The sequence below is a fragment of the Roseofilum capinflatum BLCC-M114 genome, from assembly GCF_030068505.1.
In the GTDB taxonomy this organism is placed as follows: Bacteria; Cyanobacteriota; Cyanobacteriia; order Cyanobacteriales; family Desertifilaceae; genus Roseofilum; species Roseofilum capinflatum.
The window spans coordinates 75,217-96,084 of sequence record NZ_JAQOSO010000104.1; the positions used below are offsets into that span (position 1 = coordinate 75,217).

Here is a 20,868-nt window from a genome sequence, read left to right on the forward strand (position 1 = left end):
CGTAGGTTGGGTTGAGGAACGAAACCCAACACATACGTTGGGTTTCACTTCGTTCAACCCAACCTACAGGAGAATGGAGGGCTTACTACGATCGCCCCCCTACAGTGATAGAATCTACCTTAATATGGGGTTGGCCGACGGTAACATAAACGCTGCCACTGATGGAGCCACAGAAGCCAGCCGCTAATCCTAAATCTTGGGAACTCATGGAAATTTTATGCATAATTTCCTTGGCTTCTCCGATTAAGGTCGCCCCTTTTAAGGGTTTGGTGACTTTGCCTTTTTCAATCAAATAAGCTTCATCCACTGCAAAGTTAAATTCACCGGTTGGGCCGACGCTACCGCCGCCCATTTTCTTACAATAAATGCCCTTATCAATGGAGGAAAAAATGTCATCTAAGGAATAAGCGCCGGGAGCAATGTAGGTATTCCGCATCCGGGAAGCGGCGGCGTAGGTGTATCCCTGACGGCGACCGCTACCGGTTCTTGGATGCCCCGTCCGCATGGAACCGGCGCGATCGGAGATGAAGTTTTTCAGAATACCATTTTCAATTAAAAGGGTTTTCTGGGTGGGCATTCCCTCATCATCCATATCAATGGTTCCAAACTCACCTTCGGAGCGTCCTTCATCCCAAGCGGTGAGATTTTCATGGGCGATTTTCTCCCCTTTCTTGTCGATAAAGGGGGTGGTTTTGCGCTCGATTTGCGTGGTTTCTAAGAGATGACCGCAGGCTTCATGGAAAATTACACCGCCAAATTTATTGGCCATGACAATCGGATAATTTCCCGATTCTACATAGTCGGCATAGAGCATTTTACCGGCAGCTTCGGCTAAATCTGCCACTGTATTTTCACTATCCCAGTTGCGTAAAAAACTAGGTTGGCTGGTGCTGCCAAGCCGTTGTCCGATGGAGGTGCGATGGCTGCCATCGGCGCACAGGAGACTACAGCCAACGGACTGGGTGAGGCGAATATCGCGGGCAAATGTGCCATCACTGGCAGCGACGAGGACTTCTTGCCAGTCGCGGAAGTAGACGGCGCGGCGAGATTGGATGTGGGAGGCTTTTTGTTTGAGGCGATCGCTCGCTTGTAATAGAATATCTCCCATCTCTTGCATGGAGCTACAGTGGTCTAGCCAGAGTTCTTTCCCCTTGGTTGTGGCATAGTCGCGCAGGGGTTCGAGGTTGACTTCGGGAATGTAGGAGTTGGCAGAAGGCAAATTAAAGCCAAGAATGAGTAATCCTTTTTCTAGAGCGGCTTTGAGTCCCGTAAAGGATAAATCGTTCGTACTCACATAACAGTCTGCTTTACCGCGAAATACCCGCACCCCTGCACCCGTAGACAAGCGCGGGGAAATGCTGGTGATGGTATCCTCTTCGCCCATGCAACTGATAAAGTTGATCCGCTCTAGGAAGAATTCGATAAAGTCTGCTCCTGCTGCGCGTCCCCATCCCAGGAGACTCGATAGCATTACTTCCCAGCTTTCATCAAACCGATGTTTGGTGGCATGGTAAGCTCTAGCGGATAGGTCATTGGCGATCGGCGCTTGAATTACAAGAGTCATAGAGTCGCTTGTGGTGATAGGGTTTTTGAAGAATAGTTATCCTCTAGTGTGTCACATTGACGCTCGTCTTGCTGGGATGATTGCCGAACTCACTAGGGGAGGAAGAAGCAGGGAGGCAAAGAAGTGCTTGCGGCGATCGTGAATATGAAACGCACTGCTAAAGAGTTAAGATAATCAAAAAATCAAACAACTCTTGGTGAATTTACGGTAGAATCGACATATAGCTTTGTTATTTTGATTAATGGTTGTCAAAGCATACCAAACGCAACGTTACACAACGACGCATGAGAACCGTATATTTGATGCGTTGCTAGGAAAGTTAGAAGAGGTGTGGGGTAGCTCAGAAGAGATTGTTGTTCTTTTGGGTAACTTTCTATGCCAAGGACATGAAATTGATGCAGCAGTTTTAACTAAAAATAGTATCATTGTTATTGACTTCAAAGATTATGGAGGACTAATCGAGTTTTCAGAGAATGGTAGATGGCTTGCAGACAAAATTGAAATCAAGGGAGGAAACAAGCCCAATCCATTTATTCAAATTAGGGATAACAAGTTTGCATTACTTAGATTCTTAGAAAAAAACAGTTTTACTTCGGGCAATCAACCTAATCTAGGGCACATATCTGGGTTGGTGATTTTTCATAAACCTATTAAATTTGATGAAAAACAACTACCTTCTAATATTGAAAGGTGGTTTCACATTGTTGATTTTGATCGTGCAGTAGAGCGACTGTCACAAATCACAAGTCTAGAAATCAATCTTTCCAATCAAGATTTAGAACAAATTTTAGAGAAGCTGTCTATTCCTAAGTACGTTCCAGTACGCTCAGGGACTAAGGCTGTAACGTCTTCTATAAAAGGATGCGACCCAGAAAAAATAGAATGGCCTGATTCTTTGCACCATGCAATCTCTCAAGTTGAAAGGTTTCTAGCATCACCAGAGAAAATCATGATTATTACGGGAATGATTGGAACTGGTATAAAACAGGTGCTTATGGCCACTGCCTCTCTAGCACGGAAGAACGGGCGAAATTTTACTATTCTTGCTCCCAATCGTCGTATCGCATTGAGTTATCAAGAAGCTGACAGCATTTATACCTATATATACTCAGCAAATCCAAAGCTTGATAAAGAAAAATTTGTCTATCAATTGGTGGAGAATAAGGAAACTAACAACCATCTTTATATTGTTAGTGATGCACATTTGATCTCAGATTCAATATTTGAAACGGATGACTTACGTTACGGTAGTGGTCAACTTCTGACAGATTTTCTGAATTTTTCTAATATTGGAGATTCAGAACGACAAATCATATTTTTGGGCGATCCATTTCAATTAATACGTGGTAAGGCAGATGAGTCTGCACTGTGTAATGATCGGCTGCAAGCCATTACCGGCTTTCCAGTAAATGAAGTTTATCTCGATCGTATTCTTCCCGATCGGGAAAACAGTTTGTTTATTCGTAACTCTCTAAGATTAGCACAGTGTATGAAAGAGGGAGTATTTAATCAACTTCATATTGACACTAACACCTCTCAAGTTATTGAGGCTCCATCAGAGCCAACATCTAAATATCAAGTCCTAGATAAAATATTTACTGAAGACTCGAAAAACACAAAATTTATTTCTTTTACTCATGCCAAAACTAATAAAATAAATAATTGGATCAGGAGAAATATCTTTGGACGTGGAAGTAGCATTTCTCCAGGTGATATCGTACATATCCACAATAGCTTTTATGTACGCAATGATGATGATCTAGATTGTCCTATTTATGTCTCTAATAACTCATTTGCTGAAATTATTGCAGTCAGGCACAATATTGAGCCAATAGTGCAACCACTCAAAGGACGCGATCAACCTGTCGAAGTTCACTTTTTAAAAGTTCAAGCTCGATTACTTCATAACTTTAAGGAGGTTAAATTTCTTTGTCTAAAAAACTATCTGTATGCAGACAAACCTGAAGTTGACAAAGATACTCTGGTCGCACTCTACGTTTCCACAAAGTCGAAATTTGATAGAAATTGGAAGAATAGTCATTCTAATCATGTAGAGGGATCTAATGCGATTTACAGTGTTGAATTAGCTAAATTCTTCCGCAATGATCCTTACTTTAATGCAGCTAGATTAAGATTTGGGTACGCATTAACCCTTCATCGCGCTCAGGGACAGAAGTTTAAAACTATTGTTGGAGATATGGATATTGGACAAGGACAAACAAATGAGGCTTACTTCCGTTGGAGCTATACTTTATTTTCAATACCTCAAGATAAAATGATTCTGTTTAATATTCCTTTAATTACGCCTTTTTATAAAACCACTTGGGATGATAGCCAAGGAAAACTGGACTCTATACGACCCCGCGATCTAGTTGCCTTTGATCCTGATAATGAAGCGGGCAATACAAGTGTTCAAAATTTCTCTATCTCTGACAAAGCTTTGAGGAATCTTTACTGGCATATACTAAATATCTTAAAACCTAGAGGAGTTTCTATCTGCTCCTATAAGCATCATAACTATCAGGAAGTTTATGGGTTTGAGAGCCAGAACAATAAATCCTGTTCACTTCATTTTCATTATAACGGGAAATACAAAATCACTAAAATTGAAACCGTAAACTCTAATCCTAGTGAATTTGCTAATGAAGTTTATTATTTTCTTACATCAGAGATTCGGTTAGAAACGAATTTGCAGAAGAAACTATTCAATTTGATGAAAGAAAAGCTCGATCTACAGAAGATATCAATTCAGAGTGTTGAGCATCATAAATTTCAAGAGATTTATTATTTGAAGTGTGAAGTTAATGCTGCAAAACTCCAGGTTTATTACGATGGAGATGGATTTATCACGAGAATTATTCCTGCTGTATATACCAATTTAGAAATTACAGAGAAAATTCGTTTAGCACTAGGAGTGTAGTCATGAGACTAGATCGAGAAATTACAGATTTGCGAAAATCAGGTAGGCTAGATGAAGCTTATAGAAGAGGTAAAGAATTATTGAATGAGTATCCCGAAGATACCTATATCAGAAATAGTTTCGGATGGGTTCTATATGAAAAATTAAAGAAAATTGTAGAGGAAGCTGCTAAAAATAAGTCAACCCCCAAAAATATTTTTGCCGATCAACTAAAAGGAATATTAGGAGAGTATTATAAACTCAAACTTGATCGACCTGATTTACTTTTTAGTCTTTTACTCTCGCAGACCTTAAGATTTCCAGAAGAGTTGAAGTTTCTACCTAAATTTATGATATGGGCTGGCATTGATTCTTTCAGACCAGAAGATTTAAAAATTTCAACTAATGCTGAGGGTAAAATTTTTGAATCCTTACTTGAAAAGACAGCAAGAAAAGTTGGGAAAGTTTCAGGTGAATTAACTCGCGAAGACTACTCTGATATTCATGAGATACAATACTTTGCGGTTGATTTTATAACTTATGCACTTGAAAGTAAGAGTGTCCAAAAACCTGAATGGTTAATTTATCATAAGGCTTTATTGCTTAAAAATTTAGGGAAGCTAGATGAAGCACGAAATCTTCTTATTTCTTTAGTTCAACAAAAGCGTGGTGATTTTTGGGCATGGCACAAGCTTGCGAAGGTTATAGAGGCTTCTGATTCTACTCTTGCATTAGCGCTTTGTGCAAAAGCTTGCTTGACTTGTAAAGATCCAAATTTTGGTGTTAGCGTCTTTGAAGATCTCAGCCGATTAGCTGCTTCTGAGAATGAGAGAAAACTTGCTAAATGGTCTGCTGAACAAGCCTTTACGATTCGTAGGAACAATGGATGGAAAATTCCTCAGCCACTTCACAAACTTATAAATGCTTCTTGGTATTCTGAAACTGAGAGTTTGCTTGATCCACAGCAAAAGTTATTAAGTCTAGCTGCTGATGCAGAAAGAGGAATTTGGGCAAACCATCCAAAATACAATGCGAATTATATTGGCACATTTTTCACAAAGAACAAGAAAAGAATGGTTAAATTTGGGTTGTTTTTTCATGGGGAACCTAAAGAGATTTTTAGTCCTGAAAGAGGTTTACTCAATAACTTAAGTCTTTCATTTGGCGATCCTGTGACCGTGATTATTGACGAGAGCCGCGATCATCCAACTGTCGTTGTGGTTGAAAAACGTGAATCTGGACATACCTTTGATAGTCTGCCTTGTAGAACTGGTCAGTTCCAACTTAAAAAAGGCGGATTTGGCTTTTTAGATGATATTTATGTTCCACATGATTTAGCCAATCAACTTCAGGATGGGCAGATGTTCAACCTTGTTTTTGTGAAGAAGTTGGACAAAAAGAAAAATCGATGGGGGTTGACTGCCATTGCTGCGATTGATGAGTTGAGTTAATTCCAGGATTTTGGACATCCAGCTTTTTCTATTTTAAATCATTATTGATAATCAATGAAGCCGATGCTGTCGGATTATCTCGCTCAAAATGAATCCTCTGAGCCGGAAAATAGATAGTTTGAAAATCGCGAATCGTTTCCTCTTCTCCTAAACCTTCTTGCCCTCTCGATAAGGCTCGGTTTAAGGCAGTCTCAAAACTACAATCAACCCAAATCTTCAGATCGTATTCATCAATCCAGGGTTTCTTCAAGATAAAAATCCCTTCAAAGAGGATAATATCTATATCTTTGAAGTCATAAGTAGAGTCGTAAAATCGATCGGTTTTGAGATCTAGCGACTTTGCTTGTAAGTAAATTGACTTGTTCTGCTTCAGGGGGAGAATCAAGGAATCAAATAGTTCCTGCCAGCGAAAGGCATTATCATAAAAATGTTGGGCTGGATTGTCTGGATTAAATCGAATGCTTTGGGGATGATGCCAAGCATCGAGTCCAATTAAGGCAATGTTGAGGTTTCGGGTTGTCAACATACTCAAGATTTCGTTGCTGATTACACCTTTCCCTGAGCCATCAATACCGCTAAGGGCAACGAGTAAGCTGCGATCGCCAGAAATTTGAGAACGGGCTTGTTCGATGCGATCGACTGCCTTATGAATATCATTGAGTAACACTTCAGGTAATTTCATCTTTTATTAAACAGTATAACTCTTTGCTATTTAGGGAATAAATAAACGACCTGCACCCATGTAATCGTCAAGATCGATCACAATTTCCACAAGCTTTTCAACACAACGCTCTCGATAGTCAAATTCATTGACCCGATCTAGATCGCCAATGGTAATAATCGGAAAAGAAGTGGGTTGATTTTCTGCACGCATGACTTGTTCGAGAGAGTCTTCACCCTTAGCATTGCGGTTAGCGGTCAGTAACAGCATCCGATTGGTCTGGGCAAAATTCCAAACCAGGCGATCGCTACTATCTGCGGATAAACCCATGGCTTCAAATGTGACCAACCGAATGGAAATTAGCTCTAACCAACCTCCAGTCACTAAACTTCCAGACAGGACGAGCGCTTGCCGATTCAAATTGTAATCAGCCAGAATAATCATGACTGTCTTGATGCTCGCAGCCTTTTGTTCTCTTCAAGCTTTACTCGCACTAACTCATGTCCCTTTCTAGGTGGAGTAGCAGCAATTTTAGCAAAGCGTTCGCGATTGTACTCTTCCCAATATTGTCGTGTTTCTTCTGCTGTTTTCAAGATTTCTTGATACTCAACTTCTACTTCTGCCTGATGTCTGTCAATATAGGCGAGGACTGCATCAATTTGCTCGTTGGTAAGGTTAAATGAGTCACGAATAAATTTCTGAGGATACTGGGCCTTGAGATGATCGATGATATCGTACAGAGTAATACGAGTTCCGGAAATGGTTAGTCCCCGTTCAGTACGAATGATTTTTACAGGTTGTTCAGAGAGTGAAACCATCTTTTTTTTCTATTAATAGAGTTGTCTAAACCTACTGCTTAAATGATAGCTCAAGTTCAAGCGAGTCGTGGGATGGGGGCGGGTTTAGATTATTGATTTGTGGGTGTCCTAGATTTGGGTATAACCTGCCCCTACAGAGATTGAACGGTTAATGATTTTTTGCCCATTGTACGATCGCCTCCGTCAGTCCGTCTAAAGTATATTCTTTTGCTTCAACATCGACGCGCCCTAGGAGTTCTTCACAGGTTTTGGAGGTTTGGGGGCCGATGGAAGCGATACAGACAGAATTTACAGCATTTAGGGCAATTTCCCCCACTTGTTGCAGCATTTGAACCGTGTTTTTAACGGTTTTGGAACTGGCAAAGGTAATCACCGTAATTTGTCCGTTTTGCAGCGCGTTTAAGGCTTCTGGGGGCAGGGTTTGGGGACATTGGGATTGATAGGCGGCAACTTCAGTAACACTTGCCCCTTGGGTGGTGCATTGGTTGACGAGGACTTCTCGACCTCCGGTTTCCACACGGGGAAAGAGCAGGCTTTTACCGGATAAGGGTTCGGGGAAATGCTCGACGAGGGCATCGGCAATAAAGTTGGGGGGAATATAATCAGGTTCGAGTCCCTGTTGGCGTAAACTGGCGGCGGTTTTTTTGCCGACTACGGCAATTTTAAGGCCGGCAAGGGCGCGACTGTCGAGGTGATGGTGTTGGAGCCTTTGAAAGAAGTAGTCAACGGCGTTGCTGGAGGTGAGGATGAGCCAGTCAAAGGTGGATAAAGTGGCGATCGCCCGATCCAACAATTCCCAACTCGAAGGCGCTACAATCTCTAGGGCAGGCATTTCAATCACCCTGGCTCCTTGTGCTTGCAACAGTTGCGTAAATTGACTGGATTGACCCGCCGAACGGGTAACTAAAATAGTATGTTGGGATAGGGGCATAGGACAGGGAAAATCAACAGTTTGGAGCCGCTCATTCACGACTTTTCCTATAATAATCACGGCTGGGGACAGCTTTTGATCTGAGGTGAGTTCCAGAATGTTGTCTAATCTGCCTTGCCAAATCTGTTGTTCGGGAAATCCGGCCCAGCGAATGATGGCGATCGCCGTCTGCGGATCTTTCCCATGGCTGCAAAGTTGACGGATAATCTCCGCTAGTTTACGGGTTCCCATCAGAATGACCAGGGTCTCCATCTGGGCTAAAACCGGCCAATTCAACAGACTCGGATCGTGAGCTGTCACTACAGTAAACCCATAACTTAAGATCGGATCGGTGAGGGGAATTCCCGCCAGAGTCGGCGCAGCAATGGCAGAAGAAAGACCGGGAACAATTTCTACCGGACAGTTTTGGCTCATCAGGGCTTGCAGTTCCGAACCACTGCGACCGAAAATCAGAGGATCGCCACTTTTGAGGCGCACCACTTGATTCCCCTGTTGACAGTAATAGATCAGCGCTTGATTAATGCTGCTTTGGGAGGCACTCGGTTGACCTCCCCGTTTTCCCATGTCCAGTAATAGACAATCTGATCGCACTTCGGAAAATAGACGCGCATCAACGAGCGCATCATAGATGATGACATCGGCCTGTTTCAGGAGATGATAAGCGCGTAGGGTGAGGGTATCCAGACTGCCTAATCCTGCGCCGACTAAATAGACCTTACCAACCATCGGTTAAGATTTCGATTCCGGATTCAATCGGCGGTTAATCCAACTGATCACACCACTGGCGATCGAGCCAGCCATCAAAATCCCGATCGCCGGAGTAAACACCGGCTCCCACAATCTATACCAGAGATCGAAGCCTAGGGGAATCTCCAAAGAACGACCCAAAAGGGCGATCGCAAACCACCCAAAGCTAAACAAGACGAAAAATAAGTTGAGAGTTAAAACCGTGTTGAGTCCGTTTAAGAGTTTGTCTTTCATACCCTTGTATTTCTTGATCTTTAAAGATTAAAAATTAAAACGTTAGAATTGTCTATAGCCGGAGGGTATATCGTGGTTTCCAATCTGATGGATTACACTAGCAGCGTTCAAAGGTTAAGATTATGACTTTAAGAGACCAGCTTCTTCAAGCGATCGATCAAATCCCAGAGCCTTTATTATCTCAGGTGTTAGATTTTACTTTGTTTATTAAACATCGCCATAGTGGTGACTCTGTGACCCTTGAGGTAGAACAGAGAGAGACTTCTAAAGCTAAAGTACAAACCCGCAAAAGTCGGGTCAAGGCTTTTCAAGGCTTGTTTGAACAGACTGAACCTGTACCAGATGATTTTGATGAGGATACAGCGAAGTGGGAGGCGCTTAAGGAGAAATACCATCTATGAGAATTTTGCTGGATACCAATATTATTATAGATGTTGCTCTGCAAAGGGAGCCTTATTTCGAGCAGAGCGATCGCATTTTGTCCGCCTGTGAAGAACGAGCGTTAAACGGTTATGTATCGGCATCAACGATTAGTGATATTTTTTATATTGTTCGTAAAGCTAGGGGCAAAGCTTGGACAATTGAGTTTCTCAGTAAATTACTGAATTTTTGTGCTGTTGCAGTTGTTGATAGTGAGATTATCCATCAGGCTCTAAAAAGTGATTTTCAAGATTTTGAGGATGCCATCCAGTATCAAGCGGCTTTGAGGGCTGGGGTAGATGGTATTGTTACCCGTAACCCCGATGATTTTAGAGTCGTGACTCTCTCTATTTTTACGCCGACTGCACTTTTAAGATTGCTGAATCTAGATTAATCTCGTAACAGCAGCAGCTTTGACAAACTTATGGAGTTTGAATTTGATTAGAACAAGAGTGAGAGGAATAAATCAAACAGAAGCAAAAAAATAGACTGTACTGAATGAGTACAGTCATCTTGACTATTCAATTTACTCAAAAAACTGAGAATCGATCTACTCTAAGCCACCATTAGCTTCCAGGAGGGCTTGTAAATCATCGGGATCGACATAATGGCAAACCGCATCATCCAGACAAATGAGTGCCCATCCAGAATCAGCAATCCCCATCAGTTTATATTCCGCTTCTTGGACAAAGAACCCTTTGTGGTTACGGGTTTCGGGTTTAATGGCTACTTTACTATCAACAGACATAATATCCTGACTCCTTTCTTAATTGACTTCATGTTAAAAATTATCTGCCCTCAGACCGATTGATAGACCAACCTTATGTCTGAGTTCATCAGATCTTATCATTAGAATCGAAGAAATTGGGTTAAATCCTGTATAGAATCATGAAGTTTTATACAGTTTTTCAATAAGGATAATTACTTAGCAATGGCAAGCATTCAAACCCAAAACCCTTGATTTAACTGGAAAAGAGCCAATCGTAGATTCTCTGGAGGCTTTGCCAATCGGGTTTTCTGCTTAACCCTTCTTTACAATTCTCTTCAATTTCTTGGCGATATTCCGAGACGGCCATAATCAAACGCTGGGCCATATCAATATGTTCGCGGACTCCACTTTTATTGGTTTCCAGCATGGCTGCTGCTAGATTTACCCTGGCTTGAGGGTCTTCCGGATTCAGCTTCACCGCCTTTTGTGCAGACTTGTAAGCCGATTTGGGTTTATCTTCGAGTAAATATAACCAAGCCAAACAAGTCCAGGCGGTACTTTGTTTGGGGGCGCGATCGCAAATATCCTTAAACAAGGGAATCAACGTGGCGGCACTTTCTCCCCTCTTGTAGCGTTCAATTCCTTCATTAAACAAGTCTTCTGCTGTCTGAGTCATAACCGGCTTAGTGCAAAACATAAATTTTGGTCAAATCCAGGCTAAACCGCGCCCGAATTTGACCAACTACCTAGTTTAACAGAAAATGACGAGCCTCAAGTCTAGGCAGAAAAAGATTTACCGCAACCACACGATTGAGTGGCATTGGGATTGGTAAACTGGAATCCGCCACCAATGAGAGCATCACTGTAATCGAGTACCAATCCATAGAGATACAGCATACTCTTGGGATCGCAAATCACCTTAAAGCCATCATAATCAAAGATCTCATCATTGTCTTTGACCTGATCGATGGTTTCAAAATCCATCAAATAAGACAGACCCGAACATCCACCTTGACGAACCCCTACACGCAAGCACAGATCGTTGCCTTGCTTTTCGCGTAAAAACTGCACCTGCTTGAGAGCAGCATCAGTCATCATAATGCCGCGTTTAGAACTCTCTATGGTTTGAGTCATAACTGTATACCTCAACTCCTGATGTCAACTTAATCTTTATTGTATCGACTCAACCCCCCTTACAGGAGAGAAAGCTACACTGGTAACCATAAACTTAATTACCAGAACCCCTGCGATCGCGATTAAAATCAGAATCTACAGAATCTAGAGATTACGATAAACTCTGGAACTGATTGGCCATTCCCAGAGATAACCCCTATGATCAACCTAACCCCCTCTACCTGTCGCCGTCTTCAACAGTTACCCCAACCAGGAGGGAGTATTTGGGAAGGAGACCGCCGAGTGATACCGATCTCCCTAGAAGAGGCATTTCAGCCTGAATGTATTTTATGGGTGGATGGCTCAGAAGGAATGGTGCGATCGATGGAAATGGTCAATCCTGAAATGGGCCCAGAGGCGATCGTCCGAGCGCTCCTACAAGCCATGGAAACCCCACCCCCTCCGAGTCAACCCAGTCGGCCGCAAAAAATCGTAGTGTGCGATCGCGAAATTCAATTTTATTTGCGAGGCGTATTACAAAACCTAGACATTGACATTGAATATCGGCCCCAGTTACCCCTGATCGATCATCTCTTTGAACGGATGCTTGAAGAAGTCGGTCAAAAATTTCTCCAAACCGATCCAGAATATCCCCCCTTCTTATCCAAGAGTGCCGAAAAAATTTGGCAAATTCAACCCTGGCAAAGACTCGCTGACCATCAAATTCTGTGTATCCACCTCAATCAATGGGATATTGAGAATTTTTATGTTTCTATCCTGGGAATGCTCGGCGAAGAATACGCGATTATACTCTACCGTTCCCTAGACTCTCTCAAACAATTTCGCCAAGCTGTCCTCAACCATACCACCATGGAAGATATAGAAACAGCCCTATTTCATCAAGACTGTTTCTTTATTAACTTTGACCTGAAACCCGACTCTCTCTTAGCCGATCTAGCCGAAGAAGACTGCTTTTTGAATCTGCTCCCTTGGTCAGAAATTGAACCCTCTTTCGGCGTAATTCATCCCCTCGAAGGCTTACGCACCACCTTATATGATCGGGAACCCCTAGCGATCAAGGTCGCTTTAGAAGCCTTGCATCGATTCTTCAAGTCTACTCGTGACTCTCTGGATATAGAATCTTTTGAACCCCTCAGCCAACGTTACCGTATTTCTTTACCAAAAACCGATAAAGAGTCTAAATCTTCCCTGTTGGTTAAAGTAGAAACCTTGCCAGAGGTCTCCCTAGAGCTTGATGCCATGATGAATACTTTAGAAGAGGATGAAGATTTAGAGGGCCCCCTTCTTCACTATGATTTGATTCCCGAAAATGCCCTCTGTCGCCTCGATATTCTCAGTTGGGAAACTTGGGAGCAAATTCGCGAACACATTCAATTTTACCCGGCTGCACCGGAAGAAATCCGAGGTATTGGAGCCGGATTACCGGTGGCGATCGTTCAAACCAGTAAACGAAACGCCAAGACCTTAATCCGAGATTTAGAAGCCATTGATGGCTTGGATGGGATTGGATTGAATTTGGGAGAAGATCCCTATACAGAAACCATGTTTGATCTAGGGATTCTTCAAACCGGAGATGGCAACTTATACTTATTTGATGAATTTGAGAGAACTTCTAAATACCAAAAAAATCGCAAACACTGGGACGATCAATGTCGTCAAACTCAAGGCTATTGTGGTTTATTGATTGCCATGGGAATGAAGGGCGAGTCCCGTGGTAATCCTAAGCCTAAAGATATGTTAGCCTTGTTTGAGGCAAAATTTTTATCGATTCAGGATTTTATACAGCGCTTCGCGCGGCAGAAGGGGAATGGGTAATAGTTAAGCTGCATTTTTCATGTTGCTCTTAAAGACGCAAAGATCTAGCTTCAGGTCAATAACACAGATCTCCCTGTTATGGATAGATAGTAAAGGTGGGCAGGACAAAAGTGGTATAAATTACATTATGGCGGATTATCCTGCCCACCCTACTAGCTGCTACTTATTTTATCTGAATCTGGATGGTTGTCAGGCGATCGCCTCCTGTTTAACCGTGCTTTAATCGTAGACTGGTAGACGATTGTAATTTAGAGTATAAAGCATGTCTCGAAAAAATCGGTTTCATCAAACCGTCAGAACTGCCCTAGAAAAGCAAGGCTAATTACTACTGATTGTTTTTACGCCAGATACGGAGGAAATTCAATTATGGATCGACTAGAACATTATCGGCAGAGTATAACCACTTTGCTCAAACAATATGCCCACTCCATGAGCCAAAGTCCTGAACCAGGAATTGAAGTGCAGCTTGTGTTGGATACAGAAAATTACCATTACCTGTTACTCGATATTGGCTGGCAAGAGACTCGGCGCATTCATCACTGCATCTTTCATTTTGACATTAAAGACCGGAAAATCTGGCTTCAGGAGAATAATACAGATATTGAAGTGGATCAAGATTTGGAAGAGATGGGAATTTCTAAGCAAGAAATTGTTATTGGTTTTCACCATCCCTCTATGCGCCCCTATTCTGATTTTGCCGTAGTCTAATCGGGTTCTGTTGTTAACGCTATTTTCTCAAACTTGTTTTGCAATTGTGCAACCACAACTTCGCCATCAACTTTTTCTCCTTGACGACTCAGCAAGCGCAACAGGATTTAGATGGTGTGATTGAACGTGCGATCGCCAATAGCGAAGCGATCGTTCTCTGCAATGATAAAGGGGAAAGAGCCGTACTGATGTCTCTCGATGAATTTACATCATGGAAAGAAACCCTATATCTCTTATCTAATCCAGCGAATGCCGCTCATCTTTTAAGTTCCATTGAATCTGCTAAAGCAGGTAAAGGCATTGAACGGGAACTGATTGAAGAATAAGCAGGCGATCGCCCAGCAGATTCTAAATTTTTCATGGTGAGCTTTAAGACAGGAAAATCTGGCTTCAGGAGAATAACACAGATACCGTTGTTATAGATAGTAACGGTGGGCAGGACAACAGTTGTAGAAGGTACATTATGGCTGATTATCCTGCCCACCCTACTCGCTAGATAGTTACTCCCTAGCTCTGTTATATGAAGTTTATACCACCTTCAACTAAAGCGATGGGGTTTGTTGCATTAGCAGCAGTTAATCCTGTTGGGTCTTCTGCTACTGTTCCTGGTACAAAGTTAGCTCCACTAGCAATCGATACATTATTTACACTGTTGTTATCAATTGCAAACATGCCACCATTAATTCCTCGATTAAAGGTGTTACCTGTAACTGTCAATGTGTTTGCAACAGGAGTAAACTCACCTGTATCACCAGGAAAACTTGCCCCTCTATAAACTAACGAAGCATGGCCCGTATTACTAATCCGATTCCCAGAAATGGTATTCGTACCTGCGAAGTTACCATCACGTAACCGAATGCCACCATTAGTTGCCAAACCAGAAGTATTTGCATCTGTAATAATATTATCAGAGATGGTGACATTTTCAGTGTTTACATCTCGAGGGAAACCCGATGCAATTTTTATATTATTCGCAAGCTGAATCGCATCTTCGTTGGTATTAGTAATCCTATTGTTAGAAATCGTTCCCCCCACAATACCACTGAGATTCATCCCTCGACTTCCATTTCCAGGAATAGTCTGAATGTCATTATTGTTAATCGTTAGTCCAGTAATATCTAATAGGAATAGTCCATTTCTATTGTCACCTGTCACATCGCGAATCAAGTTATTGGATATCGTCAAGTTTTCTGTCTGGTTTAACGCTGGATTGGTTTGGGGGAAATTGACGATCGCCGATTCGTTATCCACATCTTCAATGATATTGTTGGTAATTAGCGTGTTATTCCCAGCATTTCGGGTATTGATCGCAATTTGGCCGTCTGGGGGGTCAATCAGGAAACCATTAATTTCGACCAGGCCTGTACCTGGGCCTGTAGCATCAAAGGTAATAGAACCATTACCATTTACTGGGTCTACTAGGTCTCTGATATGTGCTTCTGGATTACGGGTGGCATTTCCAGCCACTCCTACATTAGGGCCTTGCAAACGGATCGTGCGGCTAATTGATACAACATCCGGATACTCTCCAGCCGCTACGATAACAATTCCAGGTTCAGCATTGGTCGCTGGGGGAGGCTCATTATTACCACCAGCCACTTGAATGGCAGGGTTAATCTCCCTAAAGGCGTTGAGACCGACTACCGCTTGATCGCCTTGAGCGCCACCGACTGTATCGTTATCAACATAGTCATCATCAACATAAATGGTTTCGTTGTCGTAGATGGTGGCTTGAGCGGCATTATTTGCTGGGTCAACAATATAAAACCCACTTGCCGCTAGAGCTACATCAACGGTTCTCGCTCCATCCTCAAAGTCAACATTATCAATAGGAGTCACGGTAATGATTGCTTCTGTTGCACCAGCAGGAATGGTCACACTACCACTAAGAGATTGATAATCTGTACCGTTAGTTGCTGTACCGCCAATAGTGTAGTTTACCGTTAGTGCTGCTTCTGTGCTTCCTCCTGCACGGGTAACCCTGAAACTAGCTGTATTGGTTACATCGCCTTCAAATGCTCTTCCATCTATTAACGCCAGGGTTACTGTAGAAGGGACGGGAGGCGGAACGGGTGTCGGGGTGGGTGTTGGAGTCGGTGTGGGTGTAGGCGTGGGGGTTGGGGTTCCTCCGGTGATGGGGTTAACTAGGTCTAGGGTAAAGTCATCGGTGGTGAGTTGGCTGGGATTGATACCGGGCAGCAAGGCCAGATAGTTACCGGTTACTTGGTCTTGAATCATGGTTCCGCTAATGCTGCTGCCATCGGGATAGACGATGGTATCGGCAAAGAAGGAGAGTTGACTAAACTGTAGCCCTTCTTGCAGGCCAATCAGGTCTCCTCCATCAGCAAAATCGACAATAATATCAGCATCTACTTTTTGCGGGCCGCCTGTAGTGGGGTTTTGGCCGGCTACACTTTTATTGGAGAGAACAAATATATCACGACCGGCTCCCCCTGTGACGGTATCGGGGCCGAGGTCGCCAAATAAGGTGTCGTTTCCTAGGTCTCCAAAGAGGGAGTCTGCACCTTGCCCTCCATAGAGGGTATCTTGGTCTTGTCCTCCATAGAGGATATCGTTACCCATACCTCCCAGGAGTTGGTCGTTGCCTTGGTTGCCTAACAGGGAATCATTCCCTAGGTCTCCAGATACATAGTCATCTCCTAAATCTCCGAGGAGGGTGTCATCGTCTTGTCCGCCGAAGAGGGTGTCATTATCCATTCCCCCTCGGAGGCTATCATTACCGGTGTTACCGGAGAGGAAATCGTTTTGTTGGTTCCCCGATAGGAAGTCGCCTGATTCTCGACCTTCGAGAAAATCACCGCCTTCTAAGCCAAATATATTGTCGGAACCGGGTGTTCCCACTAAGATATCGTTACCAGGAGTTCCAAAGATTGTTGACATTTGTTCACTACCTCACCGTTAGGACTTGTTTATTTTAGATGACAACTCCCAGAAAACCTAGGGGAGCGCTATGACCTGATTCCTAATTGTATGCTGGGTTCTCCCCCATCAACACAAAATTTTTGCGGGTTTCCGGAAAACTGCTGATTTTTTGGGCTTTTGGGGGACGATCGCCGTTAGGTCAGAAAGAATGGTCGATGTTTCTGGGTCACAAGATAGCAGGTTTATGCTAATTTTCAAAGCGATCGCGATTTAATGGGGTTTTTCTGATGGTGGTTAAGTTGGGCTATCTGTGGAGTGAGGTACAGTTGGGGTTGCGCCGTGGGGGATGGATGAATTGGGCGGCCATTAGTACGGTGACGGTGTTGTTATTTTTGTTTGGCTTGAGCTGGCAGGTGGCTTGGCAGTTGGAGGGTTTAGCCAATCAGTTTGGCAGTCAGTTGGAGGTTTCGGTATATTTAGATGCAGGCTGGAGCGCCAAGCCTCTGGTGGCTCAGGTGGCAGATCTGCCCGGAGTGGTGCAGGTGGAGGACATTGCCAAGGAGGAGGCTTGGATGGATTTGTTGACGGAGTTGGGGTTAAACTCCCCAGATGCGGCGACCGAGATTTTACCGACCAATCCTCTGGTGGATGAGTTGAGAGTAAAAGCGGAGTCTCCGGAGGCGCTCCGGGGTTTAGTACCCCAGTTAGAGCAGTTGTCAGGGGTGGATGAGGTAATTTACGGAGAAGCAGCGTTAGAGATGCTCTCGACCATTAACCGGGGGTTGCGGATTTTGAGCTTGGGGGTAACCATGGTGTTAATGGTGAGTGCGATCGCCGTCATGACCACCACCATTGAGTTAATTGTGGTCTCCCGTCGCCGAGAAATCGAGATTATGCACTTGGTTGGCGCTTCTCATTGGTGGATTCGCCTCCCATTTATGATCCAAGGGGTGATTCTCGGCAGTGTTGGGGGGGCGATCGCCTGGAGCATCGTTCAAGGGTTTGAGCAAGTCTCATTAAAGTTCTTGACCCAAGAATTATCCCTTATCCCCCTACTCTCTCACCTCCAGGACTCCTATTGGACGATCTATACCGATACCACAACCTTATTTTTCCTCCTCCTGGTGTTTGGCGCATTAGTAGGCGGTTTAGGAGGATGGTTGGGACTGCGCCGAGTCTCAGCCCTTCGCACTGGTAATGGGTAATGGGAAAGCACTGTATAGTTAATTTAATTTGGGTAATCTCAAATCCTTAACTACTTTGTCGTCATGGTATGCACTCCATCCCAAGATTCTGGAGGAGGATTATCTAAATACACCTGAGCGCGTTCGATGTGAATATTAATGGCTTTATCCATCGTATCAAGCGTTTGCGCTTTCTCGAAATAGTGGATGGCTTGGCTAAAGTCTCGATGGATATACGCAGAACGTCCTAAATGGTATAGCTCCAGTAGCTCTTGCTGCTGGGAGTCGAGAGCCACTTGTTTATCGCCAATGACTTGATAGATACTGACGGCTTCATTTTTACCTTTAACTCGGATTTTATCCAGTTCTCTGACCCAAAGGCGATCGCCGCACAACTTATAAGTATTCTCGCTAATAATAATATCACAGCCATACTCCTTGGTCACCCCTTCCAGGCGAGCGCTCAAATTCACCCCATCCCCAATCACCGTATAATCCATCCGCTTACGAGAGCCAATATTTCCCGATACCACTTCCCCAGAACTAATCCCAATCCCAATGCGAATATGGGGTTGATTTTCCATAAATCGACTTTGATTAAAAATTGCTAATCTGCGGCGCATATCTAAAGCCGATTTCACCGCCATCCAAGGATGATTGGATAAGGGAAGAGGTGCGCCAAACACTGCCATCAAAGCATCACCAATAAACTTATCCAAAGTTCCCTTACAATTAAACACCGCCTCGACCATGGTTTCAAAATACTGATTGAGTAACGTCACCACCTCCTGAGCGCCTAAATTCTCCGTCAGCGTTGTATATCCGCGAATATCCGAAAACAAAATCGTCACATCTTTTCGTTCTCCAATCATCAACGAATCATTATCCAACGCCATCACCTGATCCACCACATCCGGATTCATATAGCGATACATCGTGGTCTTCATGCGCTTCTCTTGACTAATATCTTCTAACACCACTAATCCCCCCCTCACTTCGCCACTCGGATTGGTCAAAGGATTAACCGTTAAATTAATGCTCCGCTCTACCTTACCCACATCTTTAGCGGAAATCTTGCCTTCCTGGGGATCGTTCCAAGGAATAAACCAATCTGGATCGTTTACATCAATAATAGCTAAATTAAAACATCTTTTATCGCCCTGTAAAGGATAAATTCCCACCTTTAATCCTTGCTCAGGGATATATTGTTTTGTGCCATTTTGTAAGCTGTCTTCAATTCGCATTTTTAAGTTTTCAATCGGGACAACTTCCCAAACTTTTCGTCCAATCAACTTAGACTCCCAAAGCTGAATTTGATGCCGATTTTCTTCCGAATTCCAATAACAACCCAATAATTCTAAAGCCGCTTCATTCAGGGTCACAATGCGCCCTTGCATGTCCGTAGAAACTACTGCATCAGACAAACTCTCTAAAATATCTTTTTGATATTGTTTTTCTAACAGCACACTTTCAAACAGTTGGGCATTTTCCAGAGCCATACCCGCCTGAATATTAAAAGCGTGCATAAACTCTTCATCAGAGCTAGTAAAACTGCCTTGCTCTTTATTAATCAGTTGGGTCACCCCAATCAGTTTTTTTTCCGAATTAAACACCGGCATACATAAAATATTGCGAGTATGATAGCCCGATCGCTTATCTGTACTCGGATCAAATCGGGGGTCTTCATAGGCATTGGGAATATTCAGCAGTTCTCCCGTCGAAGCCACATAACCCGCAATCCCCTTATTGGTGGGAATCCGGATTTCTAGGGGAGTTTTGCCATCAGCCTTAGCAATTTTTGTCCACAGTTCTTGATTTTCTTTGCTGAGTAAAAATAAGGTACTGCGGTCAGCCTTCATCAAATCTCGCGCTTGTTCCATCACGGATCTTAAGGTTAATTCCACATCCAAGCTCTGACCCAGGGTTTGAGTCGCTTTTAACAGGGCTTCAGCTCCCCGTTGATTGCGAGCAGCCATATAGAAGGATTGGCACGTTTCCAAGATAATGCCAATTGACCCTGAGAAATCTTTAAACGTTTCTTCGTCCTCAGCCGAAAAGGGGAGTCCTCCCCCTTTATTGGAGAGTTGCACGACAGCGACGACTTGCCCTTTGCTACTGAGGATGGGCATACAGAGGAGGCTTTTGGTCTGATAATTGGTTTGTTTATCGAGTTCCGGTTGAAAGAGGGGATGACTGGGGGCATCTTCCACATTAAGGCATTCTCCCGTGATGGCCACATGGCCCGCCATACCCACATGGAGGGGAAAGCGAATTTCAATCGGCTTTTCGGCATCGGGTTGATTAATTTTTGACCATAACTGACCCTTATCTTCATTGACCAAGAAAATCAGGGTGCGATCGGCTTGTAAAATTTGCCCAATTTTCAGGGTGAGGGCATCGAGGATCTGTTCCAACATGGCTTCTAGGGCTTCATTGTTGATCAACTCGATCGCCCTTAAAAACTGCTGAAATTCAGCCGTGATAAAATCGAGTAAACAAATAAACTCTTTCACCGGAAGGTCTTTCACCCTTGCGGTTAAGGCCCCCATCATATTCACTTGGGCAAGAGTAGCCAGAACGCTGCCAGTGTTGGGTAAGGTCATAGGAATGCCAAGCTACGGGATCTAACTTCTTATTGTATGTTAACTAGATTTGCTACTCCTGATATCCCCCCTCCTGGGATATTGATTTGAGAGTATTGTATATCACA

At 43.4% G+C, this 20,868-nt stretch carries 19 protein-coding genes; 8 read left to right on the forward strand and 11 right to left on the reverse strand.

What is annotated here, in order from left to right:
* Positions 1-85: 85 nt before the first annotated feature.
* Positions 86-1,564, reverse strand: a complete 1,479-nt coding sequence (locus PMG25_RS20525; protein ID WP_283768760.1) for a TldD/PmbA family protein — start codon at positions 1,562-1,564, stop codon at positions 86-88.
* Positions 1,565-1,805: 241 nt separating this feature from the next.
* Here PMG25_RS20525 and PMG25_RS20530 point away from each other — a divergent pair, with 241 nt between their 5' ends.
* Both PMG25_RS20530 and PMG25_RS20535 read left to right on the forward strand, forming a co-directional pair.
* On the forward strand, positions 1,806-4,484 hold the full coding sequence (locus tag PMG25_RS20530) for an NERD domain-containing protein (protein ID WP_283768761.1): 2,679 nt from the start codon (positions 1,806-1,808) through the stop codon (positions 4,482-4,484).
* Between the two features lie 2 nt (positions 4,485-4,486).
* The gene (locus PMG25_RS20535; protein ID WP_283768762.1) at positions 4,487-5,914 is read left to right on the forward strand and encodes a DUF7017 domain-containing protein; all 1,428 of its coding nucleotides are present in this window, start codon (positions 4,487-4,489) and stop codon (positions 5,912-5,914) included.
* Between the two features lie 28 nt (positions 5,915-5,942).
* On the opposite strand, the gene PMG25_RS20540 is transcribed toward PMG25_RS20535, so the two are convergent.
* The 5 genes from PMG25_RS20540 to PMG25_RS20560 form a co-directional block, all read right to left on the reverse strand.
* Positions 5,943-6,596, reverse strand: coding sequence for a uridine kinase family protein (locus tag PMG25_RS20540; RefSeq protein ID WP_283768763.1), 654 nt, complete (start codon positions 6,594-6,596; stop codon positions 5,943-5,945).
* 30 nt (positions 6,597-6,626) lie between these two features.
* Positions 6,627-7,019 carry an ACP S-malonyltransferase gene (locus PMG25_RS20545; RefSeq protein ID WP_283768764.1) on the reverse strand — a complete coding sequence of 131 codons (393 nt, stop codon included), beginning with the start codon at positions 7,017-7,019 and terminating at the stop codon, positions 6,627-6,629.
* Positions 7,016-7,393, reverse strand: a complete 378-nt coding sequence (locus tag PMG25_RS20550; RefSeq protein WP_283768765.1) for a DUF433 domain-containing protein — start codon at positions 7,391-7,393, stop codon at positions 7,016-7,018. The genes PMG25_RS20545 and PMG25_RS20550 overlap by 4 nt, the downstream gene beginning before the upstream one ends.
* A 148-nt stretch (positions 7,394-7,541) precedes the next feature.
* Positions 7,542-9,050, reverse strand: a complete 1,509-nt coding sequence (gene cobA, locus PMG25_RS20555; RefSeq protein ID WP_283768766.1) for a uroporphyrinogen-III C-methyltransferase — start codon at positions 9,048-9,050, stop codon at positions 7,542-7,544.
* Positions 9,051-9,053: 3 nt separating this feature from the next.
* On the reverse strand, positions 9,054-9,305 hold the full coding sequence (locus PMG25_RS20560) for a hypothetical protein (protein WP_283755130.1): 252 nt from the start codon (positions 9,303-9,305) through the stop codon (positions 9,054-9,056).
* Positions 9,306-9,427: 122 nt separating this feature from the next.
* On the opposite strand from PMG25_RS20560, the gene PMG25_RS20565 reads away from it, so the two are divergent.
* Both PMG25_RS20565 and PMG25_RS20570 read left to right on the forward strand, forming a co-directional pair.
* Positions 9,428-9,706 (forward strand): hypothetical protein, encoded by a 279-nt coding sequence (locus PMG25_RS20565; protein WP_283768767.1) that lies wholly within the window; start codon positions 9,428-9,430, stop codon positions 9,704-9,706.
* Positions 9,703-10,119, forward strand: coding sequence for a type II toxin-antitoxin system VapC family toxin (locus PMG25_RS20570; protein ID WP_283768768.1), 417 nt, complete (start codon positions 9,703-9,705; stop codon positions 10,117-10,119). Before PMG25_RS20565 ends, PMG25_RS20570 begins: the two co-directional genes overlap by 4 nt.
* 156 nt (positions 10,120-10,275) lie before the next feature.
* Here the strand turns inward: PMG25_RS20570 and PMG25_RS20575 are convergent, their stop codons facing one another.
* The 3 genes from PMG25_RS20575 to PMG25_RS20585 form a co-directional block, all read right to left on the reverse strand.
* The gene (locus PMG25_RS20575) at positions 10,276-10,473 is read right to left on the reverse strand and encodes a hypothetical protein (protein WP_283754411.1); all 198 of its coding nucleotides are present in this window, start codon (positions 10,471-10,473) and stop codon (positions 10,276-10,278) included.
* 214 nt (positions 10,474-10,687) lie between these two features.
* Positions 10,688-11,110, reverse strand: a complete 423-nt coding sequence (locus tag PMG25_RS20580) for a tetratricopeptide repeat protein (RefSeq protein ID WP_347178893.1) — start codon at positions 11,108-11,110, stop codon at positions 10,688-10,690.
* A 101-nt stretch (positions 11,111-11,211) separates the two neighbouring features.
* Entirely contained in the window at positions 11,212-11,568 is a 357-nt protein-coding gene (locus PMG25_RS20585) for a HesB/IscA family protein (RefSeq protein ID WP_283768770.1), read from the reverse strand.
* A 198-nt stretch (positions 11,569-11,766) separates the two neighbouring features.
* On the opposite strand from PMG25_RS20585, the gene PMG25_RS20590 reads away from it, so the two are divergent.
* From PMG25_RS20590 to PMG25_RS20600, 3 genes are all read left to right on the forward strand, one after another.
* Complete coding sequence (locus tag PMG25_RS20590) at positions 11,767-13,383, forward strand: DUF6930 domain-containing protein (RefSeq protein ID WP_283768771.1); 1,617 nt, start codon at positions 11,767-11,769, stop codon at positions 13,381-13,383.
* Between the two features lie 366 nt (positions 13,384-13,749).
* Positions 13,750-14,091 (forward strand): XisI protein, encoded by a 342-nt coding sequence (locus PMG25_RS20595; protein ID WP_283768772.1) that lies wholly within the window; start codon positions 13,750-13,752, stop codon positions 14,089-14,091.
* A 38-nt stretch (positions 14,092-14,129) separates the two neighbouring features.
* Complete coding sequence (locus PMG25_RS20600; RefSeq protein WP_283768773.1) at positions 14,130-14,417, forward strand: type II toxin-antitoxin system Phd/YefM family antitoxin; 288 nt, start codon at positions 14,130-14,132, stop codon at positions 14,415-14,417.
* Positions 14,418-14,607: 190 nt separating this feature from the next.
* Here the strand turns inward: PMG25_RS20600 and PMG25_RS20605 are convergent, their stop codons facing one another.
* Positions 14,608-16,992 (reverse strand): Calx-beta domain-containing protein, encoded by a 2,385-nt coding sequence (locus tag PMG25_RS20605; protein WP_283768774.1) that lies wholly within the window; start codon positions 16,990-16,992, stop codon positions 14,608-14,610.
* A 269-nt stretch (positions 16,993-17,261) separates the two neighbouring features.
* Here PMG25_RS20605 and PMG25_RS20610 point away from each other — a divergent pair, with 269 nt between their 5' ends.
* The gene (locus PMG25_RS20610) at positions 17,262-18,179 is read left to right on the forward strand and encodes a cell division protein FtsX (RefSeq protein WP_283768775.1); all 918 of its coding nucleotides are present in this window, start codon (positions 17,262-17,264) and stop codon (positions 18,177-18,179) included.
* A 50-nt stretch (positions 18,180-18,229) separates the two neighbouring features.
* Here PMG25_RS20610 and PMG25_RS20615 read toward each other — a convergent pair whose 3' ends face one another.
* Positions 18,230-20,761 carry an adenylate/guanylate cyclase domain-containing protein gene (locus PMG25_RS20615; protein WP_283768776.1) on the reverse strand — a complete coding sequence of 844 codons (2,532 nt, stop codon included), beginning with the start codon at positions 20,759-20,761 and terminating at the stop codon, positions 18,230-18,232.
* Positions 20,762-20,868: the final 107 nt, after the last annotated feature.

What these genes read in the sequence shown, in the direction of transcription:
- PMG25_RS20525 (WP_283768760.1), bottom strand. Translation starts at nt 1,564, where the DNA reads ATGACTCTTGTAATTCAAGCGCCGATCGCCAATGACCTATCCGCTAGA.
- PMG25_RS20530 (WP_283768761.1), top strand. Translation starts at nt 1,806, where the DNA reads ATGGTTGTCAAAGCATACCAAACGCAACGTTACACAACGACGCATGAG.
- PMG25_RS20535 (WP_283768762.1), top strand. Translation starts at nt 4,487, where the DNA reads ATGAGACTAGATCGAGAAATTACAGATTTGCGAAAATCAGGTAGGCTA.
- PMG25_RS20540 (WP_283768763.1), bottom strand. Translation starts at nt 6,596, where the DNA reads ATGAAATTACCTGAAGTGTTACTCAATGATATTCATAAGGCAGTCGAT.
- PMG25_RS20545 (WP_283768764.1), bottom strand. Translation starts at nt 7,019, where the DNA reads ATGATTATTCTGGCTGATTACAATTTGAATCGGCAAGCGCTCGTCCTG.
- PMG25_RS20550 (WP_283768765.1), bottom strand. Translation starts at nt 7,393, where the DNA reads ATGGTTTCACTCTCTGAACAACCTGTAAAAATCATTCGTACTGAACGG.
- cobA (WP_283768766.1), bottom strand. Translation starts at nt 9,050, where the DNA reads ATGGTTGGTAAGGTCTATTTAGTCGGCGCAGGATTAGGCAGTCTGGAT.
- PMG25_RS20560 (WP_283755130.1), bottom strand. Translation starts at nt 9,305, where the DNA reads ATGAAAGACAAACTCTTAAACGGACTCAACACGGTTTTAACTCTCAAC.
- PMG25_RS20565 (WP_283768767.1), top strand. Translation starts at nt 9,428, where the DNA reads ATGACTTTAAGAGACCAGCTTCTTCAAGCGATCGATCAAATCCCAGAG.
- PMG25_RS20570 (WP_283768768.1), top strand. Translation starts at nt 9,703, where the DNA reads ATGAGAATTTTGCTGGATACCAATATTATTATAGATGTTGCTCTGCAA.
- PMG25_RS20575 (WP_283754411.1), bottom strand. Translation starts at nt 10,473, where the DNA reads ATGTCTGTTGATAGTAAAGTAGCCATTAAACCCGAAACCCGTAACCAC.
- PMG25_RS20580 (WP_347178893.1), bottom strand. Translation starts at nt 11,110, where the DNA reads ATGACTCAGACAGCAGAAGACTTGTTTAATGAAGGAATTGAACGCTAC.
- PMG25_RS20585 (WP_283768770.1), bottom strand. Translation starts at nt 11,568, where the DNA reads ATGACTCAAACCATAGAGAGTTCTAAACGCGGCATTATGATGACTGAT.
- PMG25_RS20590 (WP_283768771.1), top strand. Translation starts at nt 11,767, where the DNA reads ATGATCAACCTAACCCCCTCTACCTGTCGCCGTCTTCAACAGTTACCC.
- PMG25_RS20595 (WP_283768772.1), top strand. Translation starts at nt 13,750, where the DNA reads ATGGATCGACTAGAACATTATCGGCAGAGTATAACCACTTTGCTCAAA.
- PMG25_RS20605 (WP_283768774.1), bottom strand. Translation starts at nt 16,992, where the DNA reads ATGTCAACAATCTTTGGAACTCCTGGTAACGATATCTTAGTGGGAACA.
- PMG25_RS20610 (WP_283768775.1), top strand. Translation starts at nt 17,262, where the DNA reads ATGGTGGTTAAGTTGGGCTATCTGTGGAGTGAGGTACAGTTGGGGTTG.
- PMG25_RS20615 (WP_283768776.1), bottom strand. Translation starts at nt 20,761, where the DNA reads ATGACCTTACCCAACACTGGCAGCGTTCTGGCTACTCTTGCCCAAGTG.